This is a genomic window from Actinomycetospora corticicola, from assembly GCF_013409505.1.
GTDB lineage: Bacteria > Actinomycetota > Actinomycetes > Mycobacteriales > Pseudonocardiaceae > Actinomycetospora > Actinomycetospora corticicola.
The window spans coordinates 1,287,333-1,309,667 of sequence record NZ_JACCBN010000001.1 but is presented as its reverse complement, the minus strand read 5'-3'; the positions used below and the strand labels follow the sequence as shown (position 1 = coordinate 1,309,667).

Below are 22,335 nucleotides of genomic sequence, written 5' to 3'. Positions count from 1 at the left end.
GACCGCGCTCGGTCGAGCGGGTCAGTCCCCCCGCGCGTGCGCCCGCAGCCGTTCCGACCACGACAGCACCGGCGCCGGCTCGCCCACGTCGGCGAACCACGCCCCGTCACGCTCCACCACGGGGTACACCGCGAGCCGGTGGGCGTCGGTGGTCCGGCACTCGCCGGTGTCCAGGTCGAACCGGTACCAGTGCCACGGGCAGCGCACCTCGCCGTCGGCGACCCGTCCCTCGACCATCGGTCCGCCCCGGTGCGGGCAGCCGGCGTCGGTCACCCGCACCACCCCGGCGTCGGGACGGAAGACCGCGAACTCCCGGCCGTCGGGGCTGGAGACCGTCCACGCGGTCCGACCCGCCGGGTCGCCCAGGGCGAGGAGCACGACCGACCTCCTACCGCTTCCCGGACGCCCGCAGCTCGGCGAGCGACTCCCCGCCGACGAACCAGTGCTCCGGCTCGCACTCGGTGACCACCACGCGGACGTTGCCCGCGGGCGCGCCGACGGCGTCGGCGACGGCGGCGGTCACCTTCTCCCCCAGCGCGGCCAGCTGCTCGGGGGTGCGGCCACGGGCGAGGGTGATCTGGACCAGGGGCACGGGGACTCCTCTACTCGGAGACGGGCAGCTCGACGGTGCCGAGCCGGTCGATCGACACGGTCACCACGTCGCCCGACGCCACGGGGGTCGCCGCGGTCAGCCCGCCGGAGAGCACGACCTCACCGGCCCGCAGCCCCTCGCCGGAGAGCGCGAGGCGCCGGACGAGCCACGCCACGGCCGCGGCCGGGTGGCCCAGCGACGCCGCGCCCGAGGCGGTGGCGACCAGCTCGCCGTTCTTCTCCAGCACCACCCCGACGAGGCGGACGTCGACGCCCGCCGGCGGCACGGGGGTCCCGACGACGTAGCGGGCCGCCGAGGTGTCGTCGGCGACGACGTCGGCCATCGTGAAGCGGTAGTCGCGGAAGCGGGAGTCGAGGATCTCGATCCCGACGGCGAGGCCCGAGGTCGCGGAGAGCACGTCGACGGCGGTGCAGTGCGCGCCGGAGAGGTCGCGTCCGAGCACGAACACGATCTCCGGCTCGGCGCGCGGCTGGATCAGCTCGCCCGCGCGCAGCGGCTCGCCGAGGTCGAGCGCGGCGGCGGCCGGCAGGAAGCCGCAGACCGGGGCGGAGACGCCGACCTGGGCCTGCTTCGCCCGCGACGTGACGCCGAGCTTCCAGCCCGCGAGCGGCCCGGCCTGGTCGCGCAGCACCCGCTGCACGGCGTAGCCGGCCTCCAGGTCGAGGTCGGGGTACTCGTCGCTGAGCGGCTCGATCGCCGTCCGCTCAGCCACGGCCTTCGACAGCCGTGCCGCCAGTTCCTCGTGATTCACGGTGCCACCCTGATGCTGATCGGACCCAGCCGGTCGAACTCCGCGCGGTAGACCTCGCCCGCCGCCATGGGGACCGCCGCGTGCAGGGCGCCGGTCATCACCAGGTGCCCCGGCTCCAGCGCCACGCCGTGCTCGCCGAGCACGTTGGCGAGCCACGCCACCACCGCCAGCGGGTCGCCGAGCGCCGCCGCGCCCGCCCCGGTGTCGAGCAGCTCCCCGTTGCGGGTCAGCGTCATGCCGATCAACCGCGTGTCGAGGCCCGCCAGCGGCACCACCCGCGACGACACCGCGACCGCGCCGTTCGAGGCGAGGTCGGCGACCGTGTCCGCGAGCTGGATCCGCCAGTCCGCGATCCGGGAGTCGACGATCTCCATCGCCGCCGCCGCGCCCGCGACGGCCCGGGCCGCGTCGGTCGGCCCGACGCCGGGGCCCGCCAGCCGCTCCCCCAGCACGAACACGATCTCGGCCTCGACCTTGGGGGCGATGAAGTCGGCGAGCGAGAGCGTGTCCCCGTCGCGGTAGACCGTGGAGGCGAGGACGGGGCCGTGGTCGGGGTCGTCCACCCCGATCATCTTCTGCATGGCCTTCGAGGTCAGGCCCACCTTGTAGCCGACGATCCGGTCGCCGTCGGCGAGCAGCAGCGGCACCAGCTCCCGCTGGATCGCGTAGCCGTCGGCCATCCCCAGAGACGGGTCCTCGTCGGTGAACGGCGGGATCGGGGTCCGCATGCGCCGCGCGTCGTAGAGCGCGCGGGCCTTGGACTCCGGGTCAGACACGGGCATGCCGGGGCTCCTCCAGCCTTCCTGACGACGGGTCACTCGGGTTCGCGGGCCGCTCCGTCTCCGGGCTCCAGCCGAGTCGCCGCGACACGGCCTCCCCGGCCTCGACGACGCACCGCACGAGGTGCTCGCGCGGGAGGGCCAGGAAGCGCAGCACCGGGGCGCCGACGCTGATCGCGGCCACGACGTCCCCGCCCGGGCCGAACACCGGCGCGGCGAGGGAGGCGACCCCGATCTCGCGCTCGTCGATCGCCTCCGCCCACCCCCGGCGGCGGACGGTCGCGAGCTCGGCGCGGACGGCGTCGGGTTCGACGATCGTGTGCGGGGTCAGCGCGGTGAAGCCCCGGGCGACGACGGCCTCGCGCCGCTCCTCGGGCATCGCCGCGAGCAGCACCTTCCCGGAGCTCGTGCAGTGCAGCGGCACGCGGCGACCGGTCTCGTGGAACAGGCGCAGCGAGTGCGTGCTCTCGAGCCGGTCGACGTAGACGACCTCGTCGCCGTCGAGCACCCCGACCTGCGAGGACTCCCCCGTCTGCGCCCGGAGCTCGACGAGCACCGGCCCGGCGGCACCGTGCAGGTCCAGGTGCGCGCGCACGGCCTCGCCCAGCTCGAACATCACCATCCCGAGCCGGTAGCCGCCGCTCTCGGCGCGGGTCACCAGACCCTCGGCCGCCAGCGTGGCGAGCAGGCGGTGGACGGCGGACTTGCCCAGGCCCAGTCGTCGGGACAGCTCCGAGACCCCGAGCGACTCCTCGCGGGAGAGGAAGGCCTTGAGCAGGCGGGCGGCGTTGGTCACCGACTGGAGCGTCGCGTCCACGTCAGGCCGCCCCCGCGGTGCCGGCCGGGGTGCCCCCGAGCGCGGTGACCAGGACGCGGCGGACGGCGTCGGGGTCGACGGCCGCACCGGGACGCAGAGCGGCGTCGACGGCCTCGGCGACCGGGGCGTTCTGCGGCGCGATCGCCCGGGCGAGCAGCACCTGGGCGCGCGCGAGGCCCGCGGTCGCCGCGCCCTGCATCTCGTCGACGAGGACCTCCCGGCCCCGGGCGCGCGAGCGCAGCGCGTCGAAGTCGCGGGCGGCGGCGGAGTGCCCGGCGGCGAGCCCGGCCCCGACGTGCCCGGCGTGATGCGGCGAGAGCCCGGAGCCCGGTTGCGTGACGAGGTGGTAGAGCACCGTGGAGACGCCCAACGTGCCCCGGACGTCGTCGGGACGGGGTCCGGCGCCCTCGTCGATGAGGCCGAGCGCGGGCAGCACCACCGGGTCGTAGAACCGGACCACCCAGTCCAGGCCCTCGAGCGATCCCGGGAGTTCGACCTCCTCGCCGCGCAGCGGGCCGAGCGGCTCCGTGGTGGCGAGGACGTGCAGGTGCCGGGCCCCGGCCGCGACGACCGTGAACCGCCCGGCGGCGAGCAGCGGCATCCGCCCGCGCACCGCCGGCGGGAACGTCGCGGCCTGGGTCGCGTACGCGGCGTGGATGCCCTCCACGTAGCCCGCGACGGCACGGCGCATCGCCATCGGGTCGGCCACGTCGCCTCCTCGCACTCGTTCCGGACGCCGGAACGGCAGGTCTTCTCCCCGGAACGCTAGGGCGGCTAGCGTCGTGACGTCAAGCACACGAGTCCCCGACGGAGAGGACCCCGACGTGGGCATCCTGCGCCTCGCACACATCGACGTGCGGACCCCCGACCTCGACCTCTCGACGGCCTACTACACCGAGGTCATGGGCCTGCAGCAGGTGCAGCGGACCGACGACACGGTGTACCTGAAGTGCTGGGACGAGGAGGACCACCACTCCCTGCGGATGCGCTACCACCCGCGCACCGGGATGGACTCCTTCACGTTCCGGGTGGAAGCCGAGGACGACCTCGCCGACTTCGAGAACAAGGTCGAGGCGTACGGGTGCCCGATTTCGCGGGTGAGCCGCGGCGAGGCGGTCGGGCAGGGCGAGTCGCTGCGCTTCGAGGTCCCGTCCGGCCAGATCATGGAGCTGGTCTGGGACATCGAGAAGACCGGCAACCTGCTCGGCAAGCACAACCCGTCGCCCACGCCGCCGCCCGACCTGCCGGGCATCGCGCCCCCGCGGATGGACCACATGCTGGTCAACGCCGAGGAGGTCGCCGAGTCGGCCAAGTTCTTCATCGACGTGCTCGGGCTGCGGATGACCGAGCAGGTCCTCGACGGCAACGGCCACCAGCTCGGCGTCTGGCTCGCCGGCCGCACGAACTCCCCGCACGACATCGCGATCGTCAACGGTCCGAACGGCGCGCTGCACCACTGGGCCTACTGGCTCGACGACTGGGACCACATCCGCAAGGCCGCGGACACGCTCGCCTACAACGGCGTGCAGATCGACCAGGGCCCGACGCGCCACGGCGTCACCCGCGGCAACACCATCTACTTCTTCGACCCGCTCGGGATCCGCAACGAGGTCTTCACCGGCGGCTACTGGGTCGACCCCGACACCGAGATCCTCACGTGGACCGAGGACAACTTCGGCAAGGGCCTCTTCTACTACGAGAACGTCGTCAGCCAGCGCTTCCTGCGCATGCACACGTGAGGGGCCCCGACATGCCGGCGAATTCGACCTCCGACCGCATCCTGCGCCTGCAGCACGTCGAGATCCGCGTCCCGGACCTCGAGCTCGCGACCGCCTACTACACCGAGGTGCTCGGCCTCGTCGAGACCGCGCGCGACGAGCGCGACGGCGCCGAGCGCGTGTTCCTCAAGTGCTGGGACGAGCGCGAGCACCACTCCGTGATCCTGCGGTCCGCGCCGACCCACGGCCTGGACCACATGTCGTTCAAGCTGCACGCCGCCGAGGACCTCGACCACTTCACGACGAAGCTCGAGGCGGCCGGGGTGCCCGTCAAGCGGTTCGCCGCGCGGGAGCTCGGCCCCGGATGGGGCGAGGCGATCCGGTTCGAGGCCCCGTCGGGCCACCTCGTGGAGCTGGTCCACGGCATGGAGCGCATCGGGAACATGCTCCCGATGCAGAACCCGCCGCCCCGTCCGCAGGACCTGGTGGGGATCGCGCCGCCGCGCCTGGACCACGTGTTCGTCATGGCCGAGGACGTCGAGGCGTTCACCGCGTTCTTCTGCGACCTGCTCGAGTTCCGGCTCACCGAGCAGATCCTCGCGAACGACGGGCACCAGCTCGCCACGTTCCTCGAGCACTCCCACACCCCGCACGACATCGCCGTCATCACGGGCCCGAACGGGGCGCTGCACCACTTCGCGTTCTGGATGGACGACTGGAACGGCATCCGCGACGCCGCCGACACGCTGGCCTACCACGGCGTGCCGATCGACGTGGCGCCCACGCGCCACGGCGTCACCCGCGGCTACACCACCTACTTCTTCGACCCGGCCGGCAACCGGAACGAACTGTTCACCGGCGGCTACTGGGTCGACCCCGACTTCGAGCCGATCACGTGGACCGAGGAGGAGATGGGGCGCGCCATCTTCTACTACCACCGCCAGGTCAACGAGCGCTTCTTCACGGTGCACTCCTGATGGCCCGCGATCCCCGGTCCGTCGACCGTTACGAGACGCCGGACTACCTCTCGAAGTACCGGTCCCGACGGCAGGTCGGTGCCGGCGGCGACGCCCCCGCGGAGGACGGCGTCCCGCTCTACCTGCGCCGCTTCCGCGAACGGACCACGGAGTCGTCGGGCAGCGAGACGTCGGTCTCCTACGAGGGCGAGCGCTTCACCCCGGCCCTCGCGGAGGCCAGCCGCGGCAAGGAGATCGCCGCGCCGGTGGAGCGGAAGGCCACCGAGAAGATCACCTGCGAGATCTCGATCATCCGGCACGGCATCACCCAGGGGTACTCCACCGACGCCGGGCTGACCCCGATGGGCGCCTGGCAGGCGCACCGCCGCGGGCACGAGCTCGCGCGGCGCTTCTCCGACGGTGACCGCGTCCTGCTCGTCTGCGCCGACACCAACCGGGCCCGTCAGACCGCCGACCAGCTCTTCCGCGGCGCCAAGGACGGCCTGTCGATGTGGGGCATCGACGCCGAGATCACCGACAAGGAGCCGATCCCGGAGCTGCGCAACTTCGGGGTGTGGACCCCCGACGGGCTGCGCGACGTGACCTCGGCGTTCCGCCAGTACCAGGCGACGAACGAGACGCTGGAGCGGCTCGCCGTCGGGGACCGGCCGCGGTGGCTCGTCGAGATCGACCGGTTCTACCGGACCCAGCTGGGCGGGGCGGACCCGATCCAGGAGTGGCTGACGATCCCGATGATGTACTTCGAGCCGCCGGCGATGTGCGTGCGGCGGTTCTGGCGGGGCTTCCACCGGCTGATGTCCGAACAGCCCGGGCACCAGCGGATCCTCGCCGCGACGCACTCCGGCCCGATGCGCGCCTTCGCCACCTGGGCCCACGGCTACGACCCCGGCGAACCCCTCAACACCGAGGAGATCCGGGTCAAGATGCGCGAGGGCGGGCGCACCGCGTTCGTCTCCTACCGGAATCGGGTGACCGAGGTGAACGTGCCTCCGCCCGACGAGTTCCCGAACTGGGAGGCGTGACCATGACGGTGCTGCCCTTCTCGCCGCCGGTGGCCGACGACGGGTTGGAGGACACCCCGCTGCGGTCGGTCTCGACCGCGGTCGCCGTCCTCGACTGCTTCGCCTCCGAGGCCGAGCTCGGTGCGACGAAGGTGGCGGCGCGGCTCGGGATCGCGAAGTCGACGGCGTGCCGGATGCTCGCGGCCCTCGCCGCGGGCGGGCTGCTGGAGAAGGCCGGCTCGGGGCGCTACCGGCTCGGCCTGCGGCTGTTCGAGTACGGGCAGCTGGCCGTCGATCGACTGCTGCTCCGCGAGGTGGCCATGCCGGTGCTCGGCGAGCTGCGGGAGACCGTCCGCGAGACCGTGCAGCTCGGCGTCGCGGTGGGCACCGACGTGCTCTACCTCGAGCGGCTGGAGACGCCGGGCGCGGGCCTCCGGTTCCGTACCGACTACCACCGGAACCCGGCGCACTCGTCGTCGATCGGCCGGGTGCTCGCCGCGTCCGACCCGTCGTTGGTCGTGGCCATCCTGGAACGCGGCCTGGAGCGCCGGACCCCGTTCACCGTGGTCGACCCGCTCCGCTGGCGGCGGACGCTCGTGCAGACGCGGGAGCAGGGCTACGCCACGTGCCGCGACGAGTACGACCAGGGCTGGTCGTCGATCGCAGCGCCCATCCTCACCGGCGCGGCCGGTCGTCGTCGGGCCGTGGCCGCCGTGTCGGTGGTGGGGTCGACCTCCCGTGTGCTCGGGCCGCGCAAGCCTGCGCTCGTGCAGGGGGTCCGCCGTGCCGCCGAGCGGATCAGCGTCGCCCTGGAGCGCGCGTCGTCGTAGGGAACCCCCCTGGCAGGAAAGCGTCGTTGCTGGCGCCCAGTGACAGCAACGACGCTTTCCTGCCATCAGGTCAGGGAACGGCGACGCCGATCAGGCAGTCCCGGGTGACGAGGTCGAGCTGGTCGTCCTCGGACAGCGCGCCGGCCCCGTCCGGCGCCATCGGCACGACCAGGTACCGGGCCTCGGCGCTCGCGTCCCACACCCGGACCTCGACGTCGTCCGGCAACACCGTCCCGAACTCCGCCAGCACCCCGCGCGGGTCGCGCACCACCCGCGACCGGTAGGCCTCGGACTTGTACCAGGCCGGCGGCGGGCCGAGCCATGCCAGCGGGTAGCAGGAGCACAGGGTGCAGACGACGACGTTGTGCACCTCCGGGGTGTTCGCCACCGCGTGCAGCCGGATGTCCGAGGAGTAGCCGCCGCCGGCGATCCCGACCTCCGCCGCGGCCGCCCCGGCGTCGGCGAGCAGCCGCTCGCGGTACCCGTCGTCGTTCCAGGCCCGGACGACCATGAGCGCGCCGTTCAGCGGCGACACCGACGTCCCCAGCGCCTCGATCCGCTCGTCGATCTGCGTGCGCGTCACGACGCCGCGCTCCTCGGCCAGCGCCAGCAGCACGTTCACCCGCGCCTGCAGCTCGCCGTTGCGATGGTGGCCGGACCCGCTCATGCACGCTCCAGATAGCTGACGAAGAGGTCGACGTGGACGCGGTCGTGCGGGCCGCCGTCGGGGCCCCACAGCTCGGCGCCGTCGAAGGCGACGGTGACGATCTCCTCCCGGCGGGCGTCGGCACCCACCGCCGCGGCCTCGTCGGGGAACCGCCCGTCCCCCACCGACCGCACGACGGTCCCGGTCCGCCCGCGCACGTACACCGGCGCGCGGTTGTGGCCCGGCGGGTTCAGCATGCGCACGCGTACCCGGTCGCCGGGGCTCATGCCAGCAACCGTTCGACCGCGTACAGCCAGCGCTCGTAATAGGGCATCGCGTAGTACTGCGCCGGCGGGATCTGCTCCATGGTGTGCCGGAACTCGTCGAGCGTGTAGACGCCCGCCGCCACGCACGCCTGGTTCAGCGCGAAGACCTGCGCCTCCCACACCGACTCGAAGCCGTGCCCCTCCTCGGGCAGCTCGCCGAAACCGTGCATCCCGCCGACGTCGTTCGCGTACGCCACGCCCCCGATCCTCGTGAGGGGAACCCTCGCACCACAAGAGCGCTCGGAATCTCCCCTCACGATCGCAACACCTGAGCTGACTAGCCAGTCAGTCCTTGCGATCTGAGCAAGCCGCGCCCTAAGGTCGGGTCATGGACGACGACGGGCTCCGCCACCGGGTCCGCGCGGCGATCGACGCGGCGGGTTCCCGACGACGGGTGGCGGCGGCGGTCGGGCTCGACGAGACGAAGCTGTCGAAGTCGCTCGCCGGGCGACGCCGGTTCACCGCCGACGAGCTGGACCGGATCGCCGCGGCGACCGGCACCGACCTGGCCTGGCTGCTCCGCGGCGAGGGCCCGCCCCCGGTGACGGCGACGTCTGACCTCATCAGTGCGCGCAGCGACCCCGACGACGCCCGCAAGCGCATCCTCGACGCCGCCTGGACGCTCATCGCGTCCCGCGGCTACCACCGCGTGCGCATCGCCGACGTCGCCGAGGCCGCCGGCACGAGCAGCGCCTCGGTGCACTACCACTTCGCCGACAAGGACGCCCTGCTCGACGAGGCGCTGCGCCACAACGTCGAGCTCGCCCACGACCGGCAGTCGGCCGCCCTCACCGCGATCGACGACCCGGTCGCCCGGCTGGAGAAGCTCCTCGACCTGCAGATGCCCGAGGGCCCGGTGCTGGAGCCGGAGTGGTCGATCTGGATGCAGGTGTGGGTCGAGGCGGTCACCGAACGGTGGAGTCCGGGCAGCCACCGCGACCTCTACGCCCGCGGCCAGGACCGCTGGTTCCGCACCGTGCTGCTCACCCTCGAGAGCGGCGCCCGCGCCGGCGTCTTCACCGAGGGCGACCAGACCCTGCGCGCCCGCCAGCTCACCGCCCTCGTCGACGGCCTCGGCGTCGGCGTCATGACCGGGGCGTCGACCCCGGCGCAGATGCGCGCCGCGCTGCACGACTTCACCGCATCCATCGTCCGGAAGGACCACCCGTGAGACCCAGGAACCGCCGCGTCGTCGTCACCGCCGCGCTCACCGGCGCCGCCGACTCCCCCGCCAAGAGCCCGCACGTCCCCGTCACCCCGCAGCAGATCGCCGACGACGCGATCGCCGCCGCGCGGGCGGGCGCGGCGGTCGTGCACGTCCACGTGCGCCACCCCGAGACCGGCATCCGGTCCCGCGACGTCGCGCTCTACCGCGAGGCGGCCGGGCTGATCCGGGCGAGCGACGTCGACGTCGTCCTCAACCTGACGGCGGGCATGGGCGGCGACCTCGTCGTCGACGCCGAGGACCCGCTCAAGCCCGTCGACGGCACCGACCTCGTCAGCCAGCACGACCGCATGCCGCACGTCGAGGAACTCCTTCCCGACATCGCGACCCTCGACTGCGGGTCCTACAACTTCGGTGACGGCCAGGCCCTCTACGTCTCCACCACCGACATGCTGCGTGAGGGCGCGAAGCGGTTCCAGGAGATCGGTGTGAAGCCGGAGCTCGAGGTGTTCGACTCCGGCCAGCTGTGGTTCGCGAAGGTCCTGCGCGAGGAGGGACTCATCGACACGCCGGGGCTCTTCCAGCTCTGCATGGGCGTGCCCTACGGCGCGCCCGCCGACCCGGGCCTGCTGATGGCCATGGTCAACCAGCTCCCGGACGACGCCGAGTTCACCTCCTTCGCGCTCGGCCGCGACCAACTCCCGTGGGTCGCGCAGTCGGTGCTGCTCGGCGGGCACGCGCGCGTCGGGCTCGAGGACAACCTCTACCTCGCGCGTGGGGTGAAGGCGACGAACGCCCAGCTCGTGGAGCGGGCGGCCACGATCATCGAGTCCCTCGGGTCGGCCGTCGCCACCCCGGACGAGGCCCGCGAGATCTTCGGACTGCACCGGTGATCGCCTGCATCGGCGCCGGAGTCATCGGCGGCGGCTGGGCCGCGTACTTCCTCGCGCAGGGCCACGACGTCGTCGCCTGGGACCCGGGTCCCGACGCCGAGGCCCGGCTGCGCCGGATCGTCGAGGCCGCCCGTCCCGCGCTCAACAGCCTGGGCCTTCCCGACGACGGGTGGGGCTCGCTCACCGTCGCCGGCTCGCTCGCCGCCGCCGTGCAGGACGCGGACTTCGTGCAGGAGTCGGCGCCGGAGGACCTCGAGCTGAAGCGGTCCCTGCTCGCCGACCTGGCCGCCGCGACCGGGCCGGACACGATCGTCGCGTCGTCGACCTCCGGCTTCCCGATGACCGACATGGCCGTGCGGGCGGTCGACGCCTCGCGCCTCGTCGTCGGGCACCCGTTCAACCCGCCGTACCTGATCCCCCTGGTGGAGGTGGTCGGCGGTGAGGCGACCGCACCCGCCGTCGTGAAGGGGGCGGCGGATTTCTACCGGTCGATCGGCAAGTCGGTGATCGAGATGGACCACGAGGTGCCGGGGTTCGTCGCGAACCGGCTGCAGGAGGCGCTCTGGCGCGAGGCGCTGCACATGGTCGCGAACGGGGACGCGACGGTCGAACAGATCGACGCGTCCATCACCGAGGGCCCGGGCCTGCGCTGGCCGGTCCACGGGCCGTGCCGGACCTTCCACCTCGCCGGCGGTGAGGGCGGGATGGCGCACATGCTCGACCACTTCGGCCCGTCGCTGCAGGCGCCGTGGACGCGGCTCGGGGCGCCGTCGCTCACGCCGGAGCTTCGCGATGCCATGGTGGACGGGACCGCGACCGACCGGTCCTTCGCGGAGCTCGTCGCCGAGCGCGACCGCGCCGTCATCGCCATCCGCCGGGCCGTGGAGGACGCGCGCCGGGGCTGATCAACGCGCTGCGCGGCCGGGCCGGGGCTCACCCGAGATGCCTGCGCGTGCCGCACACCTCTATGCAGGGCAGACCTCGAGGCCCACCAGGAGCCGCAGACCAATCACCGCTGGCCAGTTCATGGAGAAATTGCCATGAGCCCTCGTATCGCGGCACCAGGAGTCAGCGCCCCGCTCCCACACCGTTCAGAGCACTGGGCCGGTCGTGACGAGCACTCACGGCGCCGGGTCACGGAGACGGTCACCTTCCGGACACTCAACTTCCGAGAAGTGGTGTCTCCGGAAGTTGAGCCGCATCAGCCCAGGTCAGAGGACTGTCGAGATTCGACCCCTCGCCCAGGCGAGTAGCACCAGGCGTATGGGACGAGCCTGCAAGGTTGGTGGCTTCGTCGGAGCGGGCGGGGCCGCAACCACCCTGAACTGTTCGAGCTCGGTGGAGCTTCCGCCGGCGCAGGCCTCGAGGTGGGACAGCCGACGACAGGCGTTCGCAGAGGGCGAGAATCGGGCTTGCTCTTCAGCCAGCTGGACCGCGACTCGAAGATCGATGAGCGCGAGCATCACCTCTGGGGCGGACTCGCCAGAGCTGAGCCGCCGAGGCCAATGATGGCGGTCGAGAGGACCATCGCGAGGACGAAGGTGCGGCGCTCGAGGTCGCCCGAGCGGTAGGCGGCGACGAACGCGACCTGGTCTGGCACCTGCAGCGCCACGGCCGTCACCTGCGCCGACCGGTCGGCGCGCAGCAGCCCGGCGACGACAGCCAGGTTGCGCGCTCCGAACAGCCGCCAGCCGAGGTCTCCACGACCGTCCATCGCCGGGGGCGAACCGAGTGCCCGCAGTGCACGCGACGGTGCGACCAGAGCCCCGAGACCGACGGCCGACGCAATCGCGGCGACCAATGTCCAACGAGCGTCCTGGCGTCCCGGCACATCGGAACCTTAGCGAGAGGTGGAGCCGTCATCCGGGGTGTTGGCCAGGACGAATCATCCTCCTGAGCTCGCGCCCGGCGGCACTACGACGATCTTGCCGACGTGTTCGCGGCGCAGGAACTCCGCCTGGGCCTCGCCGATCGCAGCGAGGGCGTGCCGGGCGGCGACCCGAGGCCGGACATCACCGGCCCGGGCGTGCTCCACCAGCTTCGCGAAGTACGCGGCGGTGTGCATCGTCGAGCCGATGAGCTGCCGGTTGTGCAGGTAGAGCCGGCGCAGGTCGATCGCCGGTACCGCCCCGGCCACCGCCCCCGCCACGACGGCCCGCCCACCCCGTCGAAGGACATCGATGAGGCGTGCGAGCTGGTCGCCGCCCACGACGTCGATCACCGCGTCGACCCCGTCCGGGTGGGCGGCGCGGACCGCGGCGACGACATCTCCGTCGGCCCCGGAGCGGTCGACGGTCTCCGCCGCGCCCGCGCTCTGCACCAGGCCGGCCTTGGACCTCTCGGTGATCGCGGTGACCCGGGCGCCGCGCGCGGCGGCGAGCCCGACCGCGGCCAACCCGACCCCTCCGGATGCACCGGTCACCACCACCGTCTCGCCGGCCCGGACGCCGCCGCGTTCCAGCATGCCCATGGCGGTGCCGGAGGCGATGGGCAGGCAGGCGAGCTGCTCGTCGGTCAACGGTGAGCCGGTGACGTCGTGCACGCGGGCGGCGTCAACGACGGTGTACTCGGCGAACCCGCCGTCGAACTCGCTGCCCAGCACCGCCGCGACCGGCGCGTCGGGCCCGTCGTGGGCGTAGCGAGCGGGATCGACCAGCACACGACGCCCGACGAGCCCCGGAGTCACGCCCTCCCCGACGGCGTCGACGACCCCGGCGACGTCGCCGCCCTGGATGCGGGGGAACGCGATCGGCCCGAGCCACCCTGCGCGGGCGGCGGGGTCCTCCGCGGTCCCGTAGGCGCCCTCGCGGGTCCAGATGTCGGTGTTGTTCAGCGCCGCGGCGTGCACCCGGAGCCGGACCTGCGCCCGACCCGGGGACGGGACCGGAAGATCGCGCCGGACGACCAGCACCTCCGGTCCCCCGAACGCCGTCAGGACGACACCGGTCATGGTGGCCCCGCCGGGCACGGTCACCTGCTCGTCAGGGAGTCGAGCGCGGCACGCAGGCGGGCGCCGGCGTCGGCGGCGGTGTCGGCGAGGTCGGCCTGCTCGCCGGCGGCCATGCCAAGCAGGGCGCCGGGGTCGACGGCCTGGACGACGGTGCGACCCCCGGCGCGGCGGACGGTGACGTTGCACGGGAGCAGGAGCCCGACCTCGGGGCTGGCACTGAGCGCGGCGTGGGCGAGGCGGGGGTTGCAGGCGCCGAGGATGGTGTAGTCGTCGACCTGCTCGCCGAGCTTGGCCGCGAGGGTGGCCTTGATGTCGATGGTGGTCAGCACCCCGAAGCCCTGCTCGCCGAGGGCGGCGGTGACGGCGTCGATGGCGGCGGCATGGTCGAGGTCGACCTCGACGGTGTGCGCGATCTGCATGCTGGTCGTCCTTCCTGATGGGGAGCCGACCGCGGTGGTGGCCGGGGTCACGACCCTATCGGAATACCCCCAGGGGTACCTTGGTTGGCGAGAGGGCAAGCCCACGGACCCACCGCGGGCGGCCGGGACGGAGAACGCCATGCAGGTACAGGCCGCACAGCTCACCGACGTCGTCGCCCGACTGCGTCGGGTCGAGGGCCAGATCAGCGGGATCATCCGCATGATCGAGGACGGCCGTGAGTGCAAGGACGTGGTCACCCAACTGGCGGCCGCGTCCCGTGCCCTCGACAAGGCCGGCTTCAAGATCATCTCGACCGGGCTGAAGCACTGCATGACCGAGAACGACGAGGGCGATCAGGTCGTCAACGTCGCCGAGCTCGAGCGCCTCTTCCTGTCCCTGGCCTGACTGTCCCCGGGCTGATCGGCCCACCATTCCCGAACCCGCTGCCGCGGGTTCCCGTCTCGACGGTAGATACCCTACCGGGTAGGGAACCAACATGATCGACGTCCGCACGATCGCCACCTCCAGCCTCGGCGACCGCAGCTACCTCGCCCACGACGGCGAGGTCGCCCTCGTGATCGACCCGCAGCGCGACATCGACCGGGTCCTCGCCCTGGCCGACGAACTCGGCGTGCGCATCACCCACGTCGCCGAGACCCACATCCACAACGACTACGTCACCGGCGGCCTCGAACTCGCCCGCCGCCTCGACGCCGTCTACCTCGTCGACGCCCGCGACCACGTCGCCTTCGACCGCACCCCCGCCCGCGAGGGACACGACATCGCGATCGGCAGCATGCGACTGCGCCCGATCGCCACCCCCGGCCACACCCACCACCACCTGTCCTACGCGCTGTCAGACGCGACGGTCGACGAGTCCGGTCAGGTGGAGGCGGTGTTCACCGGCGGCTCGATGCTCTACGGCACCACCGGGCGCACCGACCTGGTCTCCCCCGACGACACCGTCGAGCTCACCCACGCCCAGTACCACTCGGTGCGACGCCTGGTCGACGAGCTGCCCGCCGACGCGACCGTCTTCCCCACCCACGGGTTCGGCAGCTTCTGCTCGGCCACCCCGCCCTCGGGCGAAGCCTCCACCGTCGGCGAGCAGCGCAGCACCAACCCCGCGCTCACCTCCGACGAACAGGACTTCGTCGACACCCTGGTCGCCGGGCTCGGCGCCTACCCCGCCTACTACGCCCGCATGGCGCCCACGAACTCCGCCGGGCCGGAGCCGGTCGACCTGTCGCTGCCCGAACCGGTCTCCCCCGACGAGCTGCGTGGCCGACTGGAGAAGGGCCTCGCGGCCGGCCAGTGGGTCGTCGACCTGCGCGAACGCACCGCCTTCGCCGGCGGTCACCTCGCCGGATCGCTGTCCTTCCAGCTCGCCCAGCCCTTCGTCACCTACCTCGGCTGGCTGCTGCCCGACGACGCCGACCTCACCCTGATCGGCGAGACCGAGCAACAGGTCGCCGACGCCCGCCGCGAACTCGTCCGCATCGGCATCGACCGGCTCGCCGGCGCCACGACCGGCCCGATCGACGACCTCGCCGGCGGCACCGACCTGGCGTCCTACCGGGTCTCGGACTTCGCCGGCCTGGCCGACCGCGACCCGGCCCGGGTGGTCGTCGTCGACGCCCGCACCGAGAACGAGCGCGCCGGCGGCGGCGTCGCCGGCTCGCTCCACCTCCCGCTGCACGAGCTCCTCGCCCGCCGCGACGAGATTCCCGACGGCGAGGTCTGGATCTACTGCGGCTCCGGCTACCGCGCCTCGGTCGCCGCCTCCCTGCTCGCCGCCCAGCCCGGACGCCACCGCGACCTCGTCGTCGTCAACGACGACTGGCCCCACGCCGCCCAGGCCGGGCTCGCCGTCGTCCGGGACGACGACCGCCGCGCCGCCTGAGCAGCGCCGACCGAGCAGCGCCACCTGAACGGCGCAGTCCCGACCTCCCCCGACGGGACCGCGCACCCGGGGTGGCCCGGCCGCGCGCCTGCACCGGGCCACCCCCTCCACCTCCCCGACCCCGCCTCCCCGACCCCGGAGAAACCCGTGACCTCACCGTCCACCGTGTCCGCCGCTCAACTCCTCGCCTGGCAGTCCACGTCGGAGGCCGCGCCGCTGGTCATCGACGTCCGCAGCGCCGCCGAGTTCGACGCCGTCCACGTCCGCGGCGCCTACCACGTCCCCCTGCCGACCCTCGGCGAACACACCCGCGAGCTCGCCGACCACCTCGCCCACGACGACCGCGTCGTGCTCGTCTGCCAGTCCGGCGTGCGCGCCGAACAGGGCCGCCGCCACCTCGCCGCCGTCGGCCTCGAGCACGCCCAGGTCCTCGACGGCGGCGTCGCCGCCTACGAACAGGCCGGCGGCGACGTCGTCCGCGGCCGCCGCGCCTGGGCCCTCGAACGCCAGGTCCGCCTCACCGCCGGGAGCCTCGTGGTCACCGGACTCGCCGCCGGCCGGTTCGTCTCCCCCCGAGCCCGGCTGCTCGCCGCCGCGATCGGCACCGGCCTGACCGTCTCCGCCCTCACCGACACCTGCGCCATGGGCGCAGCCCTGGCCCGGATGCCCTGGAACCGCGACCACACCGACCCCGAGCCCACGGACACCCTCGACCGACTCGCCCGACGCACCCGGGCCGCGTGAGCCGTGCTCGCCCTCGCCGCCCTGTTCGGCGCCGTCATCGGCGCCCTGCTCGGCCTCGTCGGCGGCGGAGGCGGCATCCTCGCCGTCCCCGCTCTGGTCTACGGCCTCGGACTCCCCGTGGCCGCCGCGGTCCCCGCCTCCCTCGTGGTCGTCGGATCCGCCTCGGCCGTCGCCGTCGCCCCCCGCGCCCGACGCGAGGTGAACTGGCGCATCGCCGGGATCGTCGGCGCCGCCGGCATCCCCACCGCCCTGCTCGGCGGCCTCGTCAACCACCACCTCGACCCACAGGTGCTCCTGCTGGTCTTCGCCGCGATCATGGTGGCCGCCGCGGTCCGCATGCTGCGCTCCACCACCGAGACCGGCGGCGTCTGCGACCTCCCGGGCGGCGGGGTCGCCTGGCGACGCTGCCTGCCCCGCGCGATCCTCACCGGCCTCGCCGTCGGGTTCCTCACCGGACTGCTCGGCGTCGGCGGTGGCTTCCTGCTCGTTCCCGCCCTCGTCATCGCCCTCGGGCTGCGTACCCCGAACGCCGTCGCGACCTCGCTGGTGATCATCGTCGTCAACTCGATCGCCGGCCTGACGCCCTACCTGGCGGCAGCGCACGGCACCGGCACCATGAACTGGCCGGTCATCGCCGTCTTCGCCCTCGCCGCCATCGCCGTCTCACTGCCCGCCGGGCGCCTCGCCCGACGCATCCCCGCCGCCGTGCTGCGACGCGGCTTCGCCGTACTCGTCCTGCTCGTCGCCGCCGGTGTCACCTTCCAGGCCGTCACCGCCCTCGCCACCTAACCCACCACACGAAGGACACTCGCCATGACCGTCCCCGAGATCACCGTCGACGACGTCGCCACCACCCACGGAACCGACACGACCACCCTGATCGACGTCCGCGACCCCGACGAGTACGCCGCCGGACACATCCCCGGCGCCCGGCTCATCCCCCTGCCCCAGATCGCCGACCACCTCCCCGAGCTGCGCGACGCCCACGGGCTGCAGATGGTGTGCCAGTCCGGGAACCGCAGCGCCCGCGCCGTCGAGTACCTCACCGGACAGGGCATCCCGGCCGTCTCCGTGGCCGGCGGAACCCGGGCCTGGATCGACTCCGGCCGTCCTGTCCAAGCCGGCAGGAGCACCTCGTAGAACCGCCGAAGCTCAACTTCCGAGAAGCGGAGCTTTCCGGAAGTTGAGCGGCATCGATGCAGGTCGGAACAATGCGAGCCTTTCGTCGCCCTCGATGGTGAGGCGTGCGGCGCGACGGATTCTGCCGGGCAGCAATGGCAAGGAACCGTCTCTGCCGATGGCAATCACCAGCAACGCTGTGCACGGCTGGGTGTTCAGCCGAGGGCGGGCTGGTGCTCGTCGAGGTGGGTGAGCCACTCGAGGAACACGCGGGCGCGGGGCGAGGAACGGGGGGCCTCGAGGGGCCGGAGCAGGTAGTGGGCCTGACGCATCGGAAAGGCCTGCGGGAGCGCGAGGCTCACCCGGCCGGCCCGCACGGCCGTGCGGGCGAAGCGCTCCGGGACGACCGCGCTGGCGTCCCCGCCGGCGGCGAGTTCGAGGGCGGTCACGGTGGTGTCGACGGTGATCGCGGGTCCCGCGCGACCGCCGGGACCCACGGGCCCGCCGTCGTGACTCATGCGCTGCCACACGTCGTCGAAGCCGAGGACCTGGATGCGCGGTCGGGCGAACAGGTCGGCGACCTCGGTGACCGGCCCCCAGCGGTCGAGGTGTCCGGGTCCGTGCACGACGACCGCACTGTCGTGGTGCAGGAGCTCGGCGTGGGCGTTCGGCCAGGCGCCGCGGCCCTGGTGGATGTCGAGGTCGACCTCGCCGAGGGTCAGTGCTTCGGACCAGACCGCGGACACCACGCGGAGATCGATGTCGGGGTGCTCGGCCTGGAACAGGTGCAGGTGCGGCGCGAGCCAGGTGGTCGCGTAGGACACCTGGGTGCGCACCGTGAGCTGCTCTCGGCGGGCGGGGGCGAACAGGCCGCCGGTCGCAGCGGCGAGATCGTCGAGGCTCTCCCGGACCGCGGGCAGATAGGCCCGGCCGAGCTCGGTCAGCTCCACGCTGCGGGCATGCCGCTCGAACAACGGGACCCCGAGGTGGGTCTCGAGGGACCGGATGCGCTGGCTGACCGTCGCTGCGGACAGGTGCAGCTCCTCGGCCGCCGCGGCGAAGCTCCCGAGCCGAGCGGCCGCCTCGAAGGCCTGCACCCCGGGCAACGGCGGCAGCGGCACACGCACCGGCCGAACGTACCGACGCAACCCGGAGAGGCCTACTTTTCTGCGGTCTCAGGGGCCTGAGCGCTCGTTTGATACCGGGACGTTCGGACGGGACGGTGGAACTCGACCGCACCACCACTCGTCAGGAGAGCCCGTGAGCCTCGTCGGCCACGACACCCCCCAGCCCACGACCGTCGACCGGGACACCGACCTGGGCTCCGTCGTCGGCCCCGAGGGCGCCCTCGTCCTGGGGCCGCGTGCCCTGGCCGTCGTGATCGACGGCCGCGCTCGCCGGTTCCATTACGTCTGGCTGCGCGACAACAGCTGGGCCGGCGAGGACCGGGTCGCCCAGAGCGGAGAACGCAAGCTGTTCACCGCCTCCATCGCCGACGGCATCGCCCCGACCAGCGCCTCCTACGACCCGAACGCCGGGCTGGAAATTCTCTGGAACGACGGTCGGGCCGCGACCTACTCCCCGGCGTGGCTGCGTCGCTATGACTACTCCCCGGCCGCCCGGGCTGCCCGCCGCTCCCCGGTCACGCTGTGGTCGGCGGCCGCGGGCGAGCCGCCGCGATTCCCGCACGACGAGGTGCTGGGCAGCGCCGAGGGACAGCTGGCCTACCTCGACGCCGTCCGCGAGCACGGCGCCGCGATCGTGACCGGGGTCCCCTGCGAGCACCACGAGGTCGAGCGGTTCGCCGAGCGCATCGGGCACGTCCGCGAGGTGGCCTTCGAGCGGGTCCACAACGTGCGCCACGACCCCGCCGGCTACAACGTCGCCCACACCCCGGGCGAGCTCAAGCCCCACACCGACATGCCCAGCTACAACTGGCCGCCGTCGATCCAGCTGCTGCACTTCCTGACCAACCAGGCCACCGGCGGCGAGTCCACACTCGTGGACGGCTGGGCCGCAGTGGCCGAGCTGCGCCGCGACGCCCCCGAACACTTCGACACCCTGGTCCGGGTACCGGTGCCCTACCAGTTGTTCAGCGACGACGAGGACACCTGGGCCGAGAACCCCATGATCCAGCTCGACACCGACGGGCAGGTGCGACTGTTCCGGTTCTCCAACCAGCTCGCCCAGCCGCTTGCCGCGCCCTTCGAGGAGGTCGAGGTGTTCTACGCCGCCTACCGCCACCTCGCCCGCATCATCGACTCCGGCCGCTACCGCGCCACCTTCAAGTCCTCGGACGGGGACCTGCTCACCGTGCACTCCCACCGCGTGCTGCACGGCCGGATGCCCTACGACCCCGCCAGCGGCGCCCGCCACCTCCAGGACGTCTACATGGAGTTCGACGACTTCACCGCCCGCCGCCGGGTCCTGCGCGGCGAGCACCAGCCGCTGCCCGCCCAACCGCAGGAGACCCGATGACCGCGACCCGACCGACCGCCGCGAACACCGCGGCCGGACCCACCGTCGGGTTCACCGCCATGGCCGACGGCACCGCCGCCGACTACGCCCTGCTCGAGCCCTACGAGCACGCTGAGCTGGCCCGATTCCCCGACCGCGTCTTGGGCTGGCTGCGGGCCATGGACGACCACACCGGCTACCAGGTGACCCGCCTGCAGCACAGCCTGCAGGCCGCCACCCGCGCGCACCGCGCCGGGGAGGACGAGCAGACCGTGATCTGCGCCCTGGTCCACGACGTCGGCGACATGCTCGCCCCCGCGAACCACTCCGAGGTCGCCGCCGCCGTCGTGCGCCCCTACGTCTCGGAACGCAACTACTGGATCATGCGCCACCACGGGGTGTTCCAGGGCGTCTACTGGTTCCACCACGTCGGCGCCGACCCGAACGCCCGCGACCGGTACGCCGACCACCCCTGGTATCAGGACTGCGTCGACTTCTGCGCGAACTACGACCAGAACTCGTTCGACCCCGACTACGACATCGAGCCGCTGGAGTTCTTCGAGCCGATGGTGCGCCGCGTGTTCGCCCCGGACCGCGTCCGCGCCCCGGACCTGAGCTGAGGTCGGACGCCGTGGCCACGATGTGGACTGTCGGGCGATTGGCGGTCACCGCCGAACTCGTCGACTTCCACGACCCCGCAGAGTCCGGCCCATACGTCCGGGAGCGAGGCGTGCGGGTCGAACTCCGGGAAATGCGACAGGTCCACGCGGGCAGCATCTATGCCTCGCTCCGCTGGGACCTGGCGCCGGCGTTCTGCCGGATCGACCTGCTCGAGAGCCGACCTGGCGCCGCCGATCGGATGCACTGGCACCCCGGGATGGTCGACGGTGAACCGGGCGCCCGCAGCACCGATGCCGACCTCACGGTCGACCCCGTGGCCTGGGTCGAGGCCCGGCTCCACGCCCCGGAGATCTTGTTGCGCGGCGTCGAGCTCGACCCGCAGGTGCATGCGGACGCCGCTGGCCTGTCCGAGGAGGCGGACACGATCACCGGGTGGGTCGCCCGTGGGCTCGAGCGGATGCGCCGCCCCTGGCCTGAGGTCACCTACGACGCCCGCGGCCTGGCCTGACCGCCCAGCCGCGAGACTCAGAGCGGTCCTCGGTTGCTCAGGCCGCCCGCCCGGGCCTGCGGCGGCGACCCGAGCCGCGAGGGGGGCGACTCGGGTCGGCGGCCGCATAGGTCTAGGCGGGTTGAGCCTGTTCGTACTGCTCGTCGGTGACCGGCTCCAGCCAGGTGGTGGCCTCGGTCCCGTCGTCGGGGACCTCGAGCAGCGCGTGGTGGCACATCATCGTGCCCTCGGTGGCGTCGTGCCAGTGCTCCTCGCCCGGCGGGGTCCACACCGACTCGCCCGCGCGCAACCGGATCGCGGTGCCGTCGCGGGTGCCGACGAACCCGAAGCCCTCGGTGCAGACCAGGAGCTGGCCCAGTCCCCCGTCGACGGAGGCTGGACCGCTCGTTGATCTTCGAGCCGTGCGAATGCCCTTCATGCCGTGATATGCCCCGTTATCGCGGCATGACTGCCTAGTGCGGACTCGGTGGCGGGTCCACCGACCTGGCACCGCTGCCACGTTCGCTCTCGCTTCGAACCCGGCCACGTCGATCACGGATATCCGGCGCGAGCCAGTCGGTCCGTGTGTATCCCGCGCAGGAGTGACCCGCACTCTTCATCCGGTGTCGCGAGTGTGTGCGTCGCGCGCAGGCAGACTCGACCGGTGCCCACCATCCGGCTCCGCGTCGCCGTCGCCCTGACCCGCGAGACCGACCACGGCCCCGAGGTGCTCGTGTTCGACCACCGGGACCACCCCGAGGCCGGCACACAGCTCCCGGGTGGCGGCGTCGACCCCAGCGAGTCGCTCGAGGCGGCGGCCCACCGGGAGGTGCTCGAGGAGACGGGCCTGACCGGCATCGCGGTCGGGGCCCGGATCGCCGTCCACCACCGCCCCACCGCAGAGGGCGCCCCGCGGCACACCGTCCTCGTCCGCGCGAGCACCACAGAGACGCGGGACCGGTGGCAGTACACCGTCGAGGGCGAGGGCGACGACCGCGGTCTGGTCTACCTGTGCCGCTTCGTCCCGCTGCCCGCACAGGTCGGTTTCCACCACGTGCCCCGTCCCGCGCACGCGAACGGCACGGTGTCTCCCGCGGAGAACCGTTCCTAACGTCGGG

At 72.9% G+C, this 22,335-nt stretch carries 30 protein-coding genes; 16 read left to right on the top strand and 14 right to left on the bottom strand.

The genetic code is table 11. The features are described from left to right. Positions 1-21: 21 nt before the first annotated feature. Genes BJ983_RS06235 through BJ983_RS06210 form a run of 6 tightly spaced genes read right to left on the bottom strand, consistent with a single transcriptional unit; the run spans position 22 to position 3,669 of the window. Positions 22-378 carry a Rieske 2Fe-2S domain-containing protein gene (locus tag BJ983_RS06235; protein ID WP_179793025.1) on the bottom strand — a complete coding sequence of 119 codons (357 nt, stop codon included), beginning with the start codon at positions 376-378 and terminating at the stop codon, positions 22-24. A gap of 10 nt (positions 379-388) precedes the next feature. Further along, entirely contained in the window at positions 389-592 is a 204-nt protein-coding gene (locus BJ983_RS06230) for a 2-hydroxymuconate tautomerase (RefSeq protein WP_179793024.1), read from the bottom strand. Between the two features lie 10 nt (positions 593-602). Then, on the bottom strand, positions 603-1,364 hold the full coding sequence (locus BJ983_RS06225; RefSeq protein WP_179793023.1) for a fumarylacetoacetate hydrolase family protein: 762 nt from the start codon (positions 1,362-1,364) through the stop codon (positions 603-605). Then, on the bottom strand, positions 1,361-2,146 hold the full coding sequence (locus tag BJ983_RS06220) for a 2-keto-4-pentenoate hydratase (protein ID WP_179793022.1): 786 nt from the start codon (positions 2,144-2,146) through the stop codon (positions 1,361-1,363). The genes BJ983_RS06225 and BJ983_RS06220 overlap by 4 nt, the downstream gene beginning before the upstream one ends. After that, a complete protein-coding gene (locus tag BJ983_RS06215; RefSeq protein ID WP_343053795.1) occupies positions 2,133-2,939 on the bottom strand; it encodes an IclR family transcriptional regulator in 807 nt (268 codons plus the stop codon). Before BJ983_RS06215 ends, BJ983_RS06220 begins: the two co-directional genes overlap by 14 nt. Positions 2,940-2,961: 22 nt before the next feature. Further along, positions 2,962-3,669 carry a hypothetical protein gene (locus BJ983_RS06210; RefSeq protein ID WP_179793020.1) on the bottom strand — a complete coding sequence of 236 codons (708 nt, stop codon included), beginning with the start codon at positions 3,667-3,669 and terminating at the stop codon, positions 2,962-2,964. Positions 3,670-3,784: 115 nt separating this feature from the next. On the opposite strand from BJ983_RS06210, the gene BJ983_RS06205 reads away from it, so the two are divergent. Genes BJ983_RS06205 through BJ983_RS06190 form a run of 4 tightly spaced genes read left to right on the top strand, consistent with a single transcriptional unit; the run spans position 3,785 to position 7,486 of the window. Next, entirely contained in the window at positions 3,785-4,699 is a 915-nt protein-coding gene (locus tag BJ983_RS06205; RefSeq protein ID WP_179793019.1) for a catechol 2,3-dioxygenase, read from the top strand. Positions 4,700-4,710: 11 nt separating this feature from the next. After that, positions 4,711-5,655 carry a catechol 2,3-dioxygenase gene (locus BJ983_RS06200; RefSeq protein WP_179793018.1) on the top strand — a complete coding sequence of 315 codons (945 nt, stop codon included), beginning with the start codon at positions 4,711-4,713 and terminating at the stop codon, positions 5,653-5,655. Beyond that, positions 5,655-6,677, top strand: coding sequence for a histidine phosphatase family protein (locus tag BJ983_RS06195; protein ID WP_179793017.1), 1,023 nt, complete (start codon positions 5,655-5,657; stop codon positions 6,675-6,677). The genes BJ983_RS06200 and BJ983_RS06195 overlap by 1 nt, the downstream gene beginning before the upstream one ends. A 2-nt stretch (positions 6,678-6,679) precedes the next feature. Next, entirely contained in the window at positions 6,680-7,486 is an 807-nt protein-coding gene (locus tag BJ983_RS06190) for an IclR family transcriptional regulator (RefSeq protein WP_218890136.1), read from the top strand. 70 nt (positions 7,487-7,556) lie between these two features. On the opposite strand, the gene BJ983_RS06185 is transcribed toward BJ983_RS06190, so the two are convergent. The 3 genes from BJ983_RS06185 to BJ983_RS06175 are packed head-to-tail and all read right to left on the bottom strand — an operon-like array spanning position 7,557 to position 8,655. Further along, on the bottom strand, positions 7,557-8,153 hold the full coding sequence (locus BJ983_RS06185) for a nitrile hydratase subunit alpha (protein WP_179793015.1): 597 nt from the start codon (positions 8,151-8,153) through the stop codon (positions 7,557-7,559). Continuing rightward, positions 8,150-8,419, bottom strand: a complete 270-nt coding sequence (locus tag BJ983_RS06180) for an SH3-like domain-containing protein (protein ID WP_179793014.1) — start codon at positions 8,417-8,419, stop codon at positions 8,150-8,152. Before BJ983_RS06180 ends, BJ983_RS06185 begins: the two co-directional genes overlap by 4 nt. Continuing rightward, positions 8,416-8,655, bottom strand: coding sequence for an SH3-like domain-containing protein (locus BJ983_RS06175; RefSeq protein WP_179793013.1), 240 nt, complete (start codon positions 8,653-8,655; stop codon positions 8,416-8,418). Before BJ983_RS06175 ends, BJ983_RS06180 begins: the two co-directional genes overlap by 4 nt. A 131-nt stretch (positions 8,656-8,786) precedes the next feature. On the opposite strand from BJ983_RS06175, the gene BJ983_RS06170 reads away from it, so the two are divergent. The 3 genes from BJ983_RS06170 to BJ983_RS06160 are packed head-to-tail and all read left to right on the top strand — an operon-like array spanning position 8,787 to position 11,421. Further along, entirely contained in the window at positions 8,787-9,629 is an 843-nt protein-coding gene (locus tag BJ983_RS06170) for a TetR/AcrR family transcriptional regulator (protein WP_179793012.1), read from the top strand. Further along, complete coding sequence (locus tag BJ983_RS06165; RefSeq protein ID WP_179793011.1) at positions 9,626-10,516, top strand: 3-keto-5-aminohexanoate cleavage protein; 891 nt, start codon at positions 9,626-9,628, stop codon at positions 10,514-10,516. Before BJ983_RS06170 ends, BJ983_RS06165 begins: the two co-directional genes overlap by 4 nt. Then, positions 10,513-11,421: a 3-hydroxyacyl-CoA dehydrogenase NAD-binding domain-containing protein gene (locus BJ983_RS06160; RefSeq protein WP_179793010.1), complete on the top strand. Its 909-nt coding sequence runs from the start codon at positions 10,513-10,515 to the stop codon at positions 11,419-11,421. The genes BJ983_RS06165 and BJ983_RS06160 overlap by 4 nt, the downstream gene beginning before the upstream one ends. A 557-nt stretch (positions 11,422-11,978) precedes the next feature. On the opposite strand, the gene BJ983_RS06155 is transcribed toward BJ983_RS06160, so the two are convergent. The 3 genes from BJ983_RS06155 to BJ983_RS06145 all read right to left on the bottom strand — a co-directional run bounded on the left by BJ983_RS06155 (position 11,979) and on the right by BJ983_RS06145 (position 13,885). Beyond that, the gene (locus tag BJ983_RS06155) at positions 11,979-12,230 is read right to left on the bottom strand and encodes a hypothetical protein (protein WP_179793009.1); all 252 of its coding nucleotides are present in this window, start codon (positions 12,228-12,230) and stop codon (positions 11,979-11,981) included. Between the two features lie 171 nt (positions 12,231-12,401). Next, complete coding sequence (locus BJ983_RS06150; RefSeq protein WP_179793008.1) at positions 12,402-13,466, bottom strand: zinc-binding dehydrogenase; 1,065 nt, start codon at positions 13,464-13,466, stop codon at positions 12,402-12,404. A 20-nt stretch (positions 13,467-13,486) separates the two neighbouring features. After that, positions 13,487-13,885 (bottom strand): DUF302 domain-containing protein, encoded by a 399-nt coding sequence (locus BJ983_RS06145; protein WP_179793007.1) that lies wholly within the window; start codon positions 13,883-13,885, stop codon positions 13,487-13,489. 139 nt (positions 13,886-14,024) lie between these two features. On the opposite strand from BJ983_RS06145, the gene BJ983_RS06140 reads away from it, so the two are divergent. The 5 genes from BJ983_RS06140 to BJ983_RS06120 all read left to right on the top strand — a co-directional run bounded on the left by BJ983_RS06140 (position 14,025) and on the right by BJ983_RS06120 (position 17,673). After that, the gene (locus BJ983_RS06140; protein ID WP_179793006.1) at positions 14,025-14,291 is read left to right on the top strand and encodes a metal-sensitive transcriptional regulator; all 267 of its coding nucleotides are present in this window, start codon (positions 14,025-14,027) and stop codon (positions 14,289-14,291) included. A 91-nt stretch (positions 14,292-14,382) separates the two neighbouring features. Then, positions 14,383-15,789, top strand: a complete 1,407-nt coding sequence (locus BJ983_RS06135) for an MBL fold metallo-hydrolase (RefSeq protein WP_218890135.1) — start codon at positions 14,383-14,385, stop codon at positions 15,787-15,789. 147 nt (positions 15,790-15,936) lie between these two features. Beyond that, entirely contained in the window at positions 15,937-16,533 is a 597-nt protein-coding gene (locus BJ983_RS06130) for a rhodanese-like domain-containing protein (RefSeq protein ID WP_179793005.1), read from the top strand. Between the two features lie 3 nt (positions 16,534-16,536). Further along, the gene (locus BJ983_RS06125; RefSeq protein ID WP_179793004.1) at positions 16,537-17,322 is read left to right on the top strand and encodes a TSUP family transporter; all 786 of its coding nucleotides are present in this window, start codon (positions 16,537-16,539) and stop codon (positions 17,320-17,322) included. Between the two features lie 24 nt (positions 17,323-17,346). Continuing rightward, the gene (locus BJ983_RS06120) at positions 17,347-17,673 is read left to right on the top strand and encodes a rhodanese-like domain-containing protein (protein WP_179793003.1); all 327 of its coding nucleotides are present in this window, start codon (positions 17,347-17,349) and stop codon (positions 17,671-17,673) included. A gap of 194 nt (positions 17,674-17,867) precedes the next feature. Here the strand turns inward: BJ983_RS06120 and BJ983_RS06115 are convergent, their stop codons facing one another. Further along, complete coding sequence (locus BJ983_RS06115) at positions 17,868-18,779, bottom strand: LysR substrate-binding domain-containing protein (protein ID WP_218890133.1); 912 nt, start codon at positions 18,777-18,779, stop codon at positions 17,868-17,870. Between the two features lie 133 nt (positions 18,780-18,912). On the opposite strand from BJ983_RS06115, the gene BJ983_RS06110 reads away from it, so the two are divergent. The 3 genes from BJ983_RS06110 (at position 18,913) to BJ983_RS06100 (ending at position 21,238) form a co-directional block, all read left to right on the top strand. Then, positions 18,913-20,130 (top strand): TauD/TfdA family dioxygenase, encoded by a 1,218-nt coding sequence (locus BJ983_RS06110; RefSeq protein ID WP_179793002.1) that lies wholly within the window; start codon positions 18,913-18,915, stop codon positions 20,128-20,130. After that, entirely contained in the window at positions 20,127-20,729 is a 603-nt protein-coding gene (locus BJ983_RS06105) for an HD domain-containing protein (RefSeq protein ID WP_218890132.1), read from the top strand. The genes BJ983_RS06110 and BJ983_RS06105 overlap by 4 nt, the downstream gene beginning before the upstream one ends. Positions 20,730-20,839: 110 nt before the next feature. Further along, positions 20,840-21,238 carry a hypothetical protein gene (locus BJ983_RS06100; protein WP_218890130.1) on the top strand — a complete coding sequence of 133 codons (399 nt, stop codon included), beginning with the start codon at positions 20,840-20,842 and terminating at the stop codon, positions 21,236-21,238. Positions 21,239-21,350: 112 nt separating this feature from the next. Here BJ983_RS06100 and BJ983_RS06095 read toward each other — a convergent pair whose 3' ends face one another. Further along, positions 21,351-21,656: a cupin domain-containing protein gene (locus BJ983_RS06095; protein WP_179793001.1), complete on the bottom strand. Its 306-nt coding sequence runs from the start codon at positions 21,654-21,656 to the stop codon at positions 21,351-21,353. 225 nt (positions 21,657-21,881) lie between these two features. Between BJ983_RS06095 and BJ983_RS31525 the strand changes: the two genes are divergently transcribed. Continuing rightward, positions 21,882-22,328, top strand: coding sequence for an NUDIX domain-containing protein (locus BJ983_RS31525; protein ID WP_179793000.1), 447 nt, complete (start codon positions 21,882-21,884; stop codon positions 22,326-22,328). Positions 22,329-22,335 lie beyond the last annotated feature (7 nt).

What these genes read in the sequence shown, in the direction of transcription:
- BJ983_RS06200 (WP_179793018.1), top strand. Translation starts at nt 4,711, where the DNA reads ATGCCGGCGAATTCGACCTCCGACCGCATCCTGCGCCTGCAGCACGTC.
- BJ983_RS06190 (WP_218890136.1), top strand. Translation starts at nt 6,680, where the DNA reads ATGACGGTGCTGCCCTTCTCGCCGCCGGTGGCCGACGACGGGTTGGAG.
- BJ983_RS06135 (WP_218890135.1), top strand. Translation starts at nt 14,383, where the DNA reads ATGATCGACGTCCGCACGATCGCCACCTCCAGCCTCGGCGACCGCAGC.
- BJ983_RS06150 (WP_179793008.1), bottom strand. Translation starts at nt 13,466, where the DNA reads ATGACCGGTGTCGTCCTGACGGCGTTCGGGGGACCGGAGGTGCTGGTC.
- BJ983_RS06155 (WP_179793009.1), bottom strand. Translation starts at nt 12,230, where the DNA reads ATGGACGGTCGTGGAGACCTCGGCTGGCGGCTGTTCGGAGCGCGCAAC.
- BJ983_RS06120 (WP_179793003.1), top strand. Translation starts at nt 17,347, where the DNA reads ATGACCGTCCCCGAGATCACCGTCGACGACGTCGCCACCACCCACGGA.
- BJ983_RS06140 (WP_179793006.1), top strand. Translation starts at nt 14,025, where the DNA reads ATGCAGGTACAGGCCGCACAGCTCACCGACGTCGTCGCCCGACTGCGT.
- BJ983_RS06220 (WP_179793022.1), bottom strand. Translation starts at nt 2,146, where the DNA reads ATGCCCGTGTCTGACCCGGAGTCCAAGGCCCGCGCGCTCTACGACGCG.
- BJ983_RS06180 (WP_179793014.1), bottom strand. Translation starts at nt 8,419, where the DNA reads ATGAGCCCCGGCGACCGGGTACGCGTGCGCATGCTGAACCCGCCGGGC.
- BJ983_RS06185 (WP_179793015.1), bottom strand. Translation starts at nt 8,153, where the DNA reads ATGAGCGGGTCCGGCCACCATCGCAACGGCGAGCTGCAGGCGCGGGTG.
- BJ983_RS06145 (WP_179793007.1), bottom strand. Translation starts at nt 13,885, where the DNA reads ATGCAGATCGCGCACACCGTCGAGGTCGACCTCGACCATGCCGCCGCC.
- BJ983_RS06195 (WP_179793017.1), top strand. Translation starts at nt 5,655, where the DNA reads ATGGCCCGCGATCCCCGGTCCGTCGACCGTTACGAGACGCCGGACTAC.
- BJ983_RS06170 (WP_179793012.1), top strand. Translation starts at nt 8,787, where the DNA reads ATGGACGACGACGGGCTCCGCCACCGGGTCCGCGCGGCGATCGACGCG.
- BJ983_RS06095 (WP_179793001.1), bottom strand. Translation starts at nt 21,656, where the DNA reads ATGAAGGGCATTCGCACGGCTCGAAGATCAACGAGCGGTCCAGCCTCC.
- BJ983_RS06105 (WP_218890132.1), top strand. Translation starts at nt 20,127, where the DNA reads ATGACCGCGACCCGACCGACCGCCGCGAACACCGCGGCCGGACCCACC.